Consider the following 6,190-nt stretch of genomic DNA (forward strand, 5'->3'; position numbering starts at 1 on the left):
GTAGACGTAGTCGACGTTTTGGCCGTCGTCGGTGGTCTGGTGGGTCAGTTCGGTCTGGCTGGTGCCGGCGTAGGTGTAGGTGCCGGTTCCGGTGGCGGTGGTGGCGGCGGTCATCTGGCCGGCGCCGTTGTAGGTGACTGAGGACAGCGACGGGGTTTTCGTGAGGTTCCCGGCGGCGTCGTAGGTGTAGCCGCTGGTGGTGATCTGGTTGGCGGCGTTGTGGGTGAGGGCGGTTGTCCCGGTGGCGGTGGTGCGGTTGCCGCGTATGTCGTAGCCGTAGCTGTACGTGGTCCCACCTCCCGAAGTCGCCACTGACGTCAGCCGGTTGCCCGGGTCGTACCCGTAGGTCGTCGTTTTCCCCGAGAGGTTGTCCTTAGACCACTGGAGAAGGCTGCGGTCGTCGGTGGTGGCGGTGGAGCAGGTGGTGCCGGGTGTGCCGCCTGCGGCGCGGCAGTAGGTGACGTCGAACTGGCGGGTGGGTGAGGTGGCGGGGCCCTGGTCGGCCCAGACGCGGGAGGGGCGGCCGGAGGCGTCGTAGTCCTGGTGGACGTGGGCTTTGTAGATGGTGTGGTTGGTGTCGGTGCCGTACCAGGTGTCGGTGCGGCGGCCGTGGTCGTCGTAGGCGAAGCGGATCTTGGTGGAGGCCGGCGCTGCGGTGACGAGCTGGGTGAGGAGGTTCGCGTCGTCGTAGGTGTACGTGGCGGTGCCGCGGGCGTCGGCGACAGTAGTCAGGTTCCCTGATTTGTCGTATCCGTAGGTGAGGGTGCCGCCGCCGGAGGTGGCGGTGCGGGTGGCCAGGTGCCCGAGGTCGTCATAGGTGTAGGTGGTGGTGCCGGTGGCGTCGGTGCGGGTCCGGACGCGGCCGAAGCTGTCGTAGGTGTACCCGACGGCGTGAGTGCTGTCGGAGTAGGTGACCGAGGTGATGCGGTCCGCGTCGTCGTAGGCGTAGGTGGTGGTGATGTTCCGGCCGTCCTTGGCCGTGGTCAGGCGTCCGTACTTGTCGTAGCTGAAGGTCTGCCCGCCCAGGGAGCCGCCGGTCACCGGGGTGACGGAGGTGGTCTGGTGGGTGGCGGAGTCGTAGCCGTAGGTGGCGCTGGTGCTGTTGCCCGGGTCGGTGGAGGTGGCGACGGTGCCGTCGTTGTTGTAAGTGACCTTGGCGTTGGCGGCGTTGGCGTCGGTGCTCTCGTCGCGCTGCCCGGCGCCGGTGTAGTGGTAGGTGCTGGCGTTGGACTGGGCGTCGGTCGAGGAGGACGGCAGGTACTTGCTGGCGGGGGCGGTGTTGCCGTAGAGCGCGGACTGCGACGAACCCGTGGGGGAAGTCGTCTTGGTCAGCGACTCACCGCCGTTGGCGTTGTACTCGTTCGACGAGGTCGAGGCTCCGCTGCCGGACCCGACGGTGCTGGTGGAGGTGTCGAAGTTCGCGGTGTACGTCTTGGAACGGACGTTGCCGTCGGCGTCGGTGGCCTTGGTGACGTGCGCGGTGTTGTCTGCGCTGAGGTCGTAGGTGGTGTGCGGAACCGTGGAAACCGACTGCGTCTGGTCGGTGTTCGGCGCAGCCAGCAGGGTCTGCGTGGCAGACGGGTAGGACAGCCGGGTGATGGAGTCGCCGGGGGAGCCGGTGGCGGTGTTGTGCTGGGTGACGGAGGTGACCCCGCGGGCGCCGTAGGTGAAGTTGGTGATGCCGCCGCCGGGGTTGGTGATCGACGTCAGTTGGTGCGCGGTGTAGCCGAAGGACGTGGTGCGGTTGAGGGTGTCCTTGACCGAGGCCAGGTCGCCGCTGCTGTTGACGGTGTAGGTGACGGTGCGGACCGAGCCGTCCGAGGCGGTCTGCTTCAGCGTCGTCACATGACCCGACGCATTGGCGTACACGCCGGTGCGCTGGCTGGTGGTGCCGCGGGTCGCCACGATCGAGGCCGGCAGGCTGCCGCTGTAGCCGAGTGTGGTGGTGTTGCCGTTGCGGTCGGTGATCTTGGTGAGCTTGCCGGAGGAGTCGAACGTCTGCTTGGTCTGGCTGGAGTGGTCGGTCAGCGTGTAGGTGCCGTCGCTGTTCTTGACCAGGTCCGCCTTGAACCCGCCCGGCGCGGTGAAGCTGCTGCCGTTGGACACGAACAGGCCCGTTACACCGGCCCGGCCGCGGTAGGACACCGATCCTTCCTCATGCACCGTCAGCGAGACGTCGTACGGGGTGAGCAGCCACCCGTACCCCGCGGCGGCCGAGGTCGAGGTGAACCCGGATCCCACCGACTCGCTGTTGTACGACGCGCCGAGACCGACATCGCCGTTGATCCCGGGCAGCGTCAGATCGCTGGTGGACACCAGTACATTCCCCGAGCCCACGTCGACCTGCGCCGAGACATGGTCGCCGGCGGAGAACGACAGCCGCGTCGCACCCGGCCGTGCACCCGCGCCCAGCATCGGCGAGACATGCGTGTCCTGAAGCGTCGTCAACGCCGAGCAGGTGCCGCTTTGGCAGGCCTGCACCTGCCAGTCGAACTCCGTGCCGATCGGCATCGACGTCGGCAGCGTCAGCCGGGCGACCGAGCCCGACGCGACCGTGACCGTGCCGCCGTTGACCAGATCCCACGCGCCGTTCGCGGCGTAGGTCCCGGCGAAGAACTTCGCCGTGACCTGCCCGCCCGACGGGCTCGACACCTTCGCCGTCAGCACCGGCTTGACACTGTCGACCAGCGCCACCGCCTGCGTCGGAACGTCCGGCGCGGCTGCCACCGCCGGCGCACCCGCCGCGATGACCACCCCCGTGGTCGCGACGCCGAGCGCCGAGCCCCAGCGTCCGAGTATGCGTTTCCGCACTTGCAGTCCACCCCCATCACAGTCCGTGCCGCACCAGTCGGCGGGCACGCCTGAAACATCCTGGAGGGGCCCGGCAGTGGAACGTTGTCCTCCGGCAAACGAATGCGATGCGTGACAGTGATGGCATTCGGTCACCTCAAGATCTTTCGCGCGATGCACCGCGGTTTCGACGGAGCAATGGTGCTCCAATCCAACATGTCGCAGCGCTAATTGGCGTGTCGACCGAGGATTCGACCGCGCCATCGCCCGGGGTGACGTTCTTCACGGCATAAGCCCACTCAATCCGGGAATCGCACGCGAGTACGATTCTCTTGAAGTTCTGTGCACAGGGGTGGGCTAAGGACTGTCCCGCAACGTTGAGGCGGGTGGTTGAGTGACCGATAGGTTCGCCGCATATCCTCCTGTGGTGCAGCTGCCCCGGGACTCGTCGAACGTCGCCCCTGCGCTGACGGCAGCGTTTCCGACCCGTCTTGCCGACGACGTGCGCACCGTCCTGGCGGTCATGCCGGAGGCCAGGCATGCGCCGATGATGCCCTTCGAGGTCGAGGTCGAGGTCGAGGTGCAGGGCGAGACCGTCGCCATCCCGTCGCGCATCTACAACGATGAACCGGGCGTCGGCTCGGATGGGCAACTGTCCGGGACACAGCAGGTGATTCTGCACTGCCTGTACTCCCGGCACCATGATGGCCTGGTCCGCCAGCGGCACCTTGAGCGGATCGTGGCGTCGGACGAGCCGTGGGTAGTCCCGTTCGTGGTGCAGTTGGCCGGCGAGTACGTGCTGGAGATCATCGAGGCGATCGGCCGGGGCCTTCCCGGGCTCGCGGACCCCGGCTCGGTCCAGCGCCGTGCCTACGGTGAGTTCATCGCTCGGAATGCGGCCTTCTTCGCGCGCACGGAGCGGCGCGTGGTGAGCTACTGGTCGTGCTACTACCGCTGGAAGTACCAAGCTTTTGGGACGTACCCCGGAAGCGTCCTTTTGGAAGCCTTCCGAGCCGCTGTGGTGGAACAGGTGGGAGCGCAGTGGCCGCGACACACTCCGCGCCCGCCGACGGACGCGGGTGAGAACCTGCGCGAGTTCGGCTGTGGTCCTATCCGGCAAGGTTGAGGTTGTGCAGGCGGGCGATGCCGCGCTTGGCATGGTGGACGCCGTCGCCTTTGAGCCGGCAGTCGCGGAGGATCTTCCAGGTCTTCATTCGGGCAAAGGCATGCTCCACTCGTGCACGGACCTGCTTGTGTGAGCGGTTGTGCTCCCGCTTCCAGTCGGGCATTTCCTCGTGCTTGGTGCGGCGGTGCGGCATGATCAATCCAGTCCCTGGGTAGCCGCCGTCAGCTATCACGGTCGTCCGTCCGACCGCTGACTTGGCCCCTGATTCCTCCCACGCCTTGCAGCCGTTCCGGTTGCCGGGCAGCGGCCGTCCGACCACGACGACCAGACGGGTGTAGGCATCGATGACTACCTGGTGGTTGGTGGAGTACCGATAGTTCTTCGACTGCTCGGCCACCGCGTGATCGCGGGTGGGCACCAACGTCCCGTCCACGATCAGAACAGTGCCCCTCGCGAACCGGCGTCGGGGCGGCAAGGCCAGCAGGGGCCCGATGTGGTCGATGATCCGGTCGGCCGCCGACTTCGAGGTCCCGAACAGCGGAGCCAGTTGGCGCATGGTCAAGTTGGTGCGCCAGTAGGCGGCGACCAGGAGAATACGGTCCTCAAGCGAGAGGCCCCACGGACGACCCGTCCGTGGTTCGGCTGCGCTCTCGCGCTGCACCGCGGTCACCAACCTGCCGAAGGAGCGTGGGCTCAGCCCGGTGAACGGACGTATTCAAGACGGCTCCGACGCCGTGACACACCAGCCACGTCAAGATCATCTCACCCATGACCGGCAGTTACGGGACACCTCTTAGTCAAGTTTTCCGAGTTCTGGAGTGTCCGCATCGGATTTGAACTGGGGTGATGCGTTGCGTGCGTGTCCGCGACGTGTCTGGTCCGGATGGTGAACTGCGCGATGGCCTCGCCCCCGTCAGGGGGCGAGGCCATCGGTGTCATTGAGGGCCAGCCCCCTCCGGGTGCGCTGCGGCGCCGACAGTCTCAGTGTGCGGGCCCTTCCCAGGTCCTCTCATCCCCTGCCGCCCAGACACCCGGCTGAGGGCTATTCGCCTGTCGGTGGTCATTTCGGCGTTGCAGCACCGAGTCGGCCTTCGCCGCCTGCAGTGCAGACTCGATGAGGAACAGGCGACCAAACTGGTAGTCGCCCTCGGAGAGGAGTTTGTGGCCTTCGTCGACCACGAAGCGCCTCGACCCGTCCATGTAGCCGTGGACCACCGGAGCGAGAATCTCGAACTGTGCATAGCGCGCGTAGTCGATCCCGAGGCTGATGACGCGCATAGCGCGCTGGATCGCTTCTGTCGCGTTGCTGACCTTGTCCAGTTGGCGAAGGGTCTCATCACGTGAATTGCGGTGGTCGAAGGGACGGTTGGTGACAGTGGGACCGAATCGGAAGGGGGACCTTGCTCCCCGTGTTCGATGTTCGGTGTAGTGGTCGATAAGTTCGGTGAAGGCAATCCGCAAGCCAGCCATCGCGGATGGGAAGTCCCCGACGAGGGCATGGGTGTGCGCGTCCTGCAGGAGTTGGACGGTCTCCACCCTCGTCACTAGGTCGATCATGTCGATCTCCGTGAAACTCCCACCGAAGACCAGTTGGGTTGCGTCGGTGAAGAACGTCGTCACGTCCGCCTTGACCTGAGCGATGTCCGTCGGAGACGGAATTGCTCCGTGGTGCTTGAGGTTGACCCGGAGCTTGTTCATTCGCTCCATGGCCTTTTTGCTGGGCAGTTCAGAGCCGGAGGGAAGCTTCGGGGCGAGCTTTCCCCAGTACTCGGAGAAGTTGATCTGAGTGGGCAGGTTGACCTGCAGGTGTTCGCCGGCGAGGACGAGGAAGAGCTCGACACTGTCGTGGAAGGACAGCACCGACGTAGCCGCGATGGGCTGGGGCTGGCCGGCCTGGGCGGTTCCCTGCTCGTAGAGGAAGCGGATGAACGCAAGCCGTTGGACGGTCTGCGGGGTGAGGGGTGTGGCCATGCTTTTCCGTTCACTCTGGTCCTCAACGGAGGCGCTTCCCCATCTGCGACGTGCTCCAGCCTTCCGCTGACATGATCCTCGCGGGTGAAGGTCTCCGGCAGCAGTTTTGAGAACGAGGGGCCAGCGCCGCAGCTCCCGTCAGCGCGAAGCCCCGAGAGGCGCTGACGAAGGACTTGCTTGACGACAGCATGCAGCTCAAGACACGTCGCCTAGGTGTATTGACCTGGAGGGTTGTTGACGCGGGTGATGGGTGGCTGGCCGCCGAGTGCGGTGTGGGCGCGGTGGTGGTTGTAGGTGTGGAGG

At 66.0% G+C, this 6,190-nt stretch carries 4 protein-coding genes; 1 reads left to right on the plus strand and 3 read right to left on the minus strand.

What is annotated here, in order from left to right:
- The coding region (locus ACIOC1_RS35505; protein ID WP_401858762.1) for a DUF6531 domain-containing protein at positions 1–2,811 on the minus strand (2,811 nt) is incomplete at its 3' end.
- A gap of 406 nt (positions 2,812–3,217) precedes the next feature.
- Between ACIOC1_RS35505 and ACIOC1_RS35510 the strand changes: the two genes are divergently transcribed.
- Positions 3,218–3,916 (plus strand): hypothetical protein, encoded by a 699-nt coding sequence (locus ACIOC1_RS35510; RefSeq protein ID WP_401858764.1) that lies wholly within the window; start codon positions 3,218–3,220, stop codon positions 3,914–3,916.
- Here the strand turns inward: ACIOC1_RS35510 and ACIOC1_RS35515 are convergent.
- Entirely contained in the window at positions 3,900–4,631 is a 732-nt protein-coding gene (locus ACIOC1_RS35515) for a transposase (RefSeq protein ID WP_401858769.1), read from the minus strand. The genes ACIOC1_RS35510 and ACIOC1_RS35515 overlap by 17 nt on opposite strands.
- Positions 4,632–4,897: 266 nt before the next feature.
- Positions 4,898–5,887, minus strand: a complete 990-nt coding sequence (locus ACIOC1_RS35520; protein WP_401858766.1) for a hypothetical protein — start codon at positions 5,885–5,887, stop codon at positions 4,898–4,900.
- Between the last annotated feature and the right edge of the window lie 303 nt (positions 5,888–6,190).

It is taken from the genome of Streptomyces sp. NPDC088197 (genome assembly GCF_044741185.1).
Classification (GTDB): domain Bacteria; phylum Actinomycetota; class Actinomycetes; order Streptomycetales; family Streptomycetaceae; genus Actinacidiphila.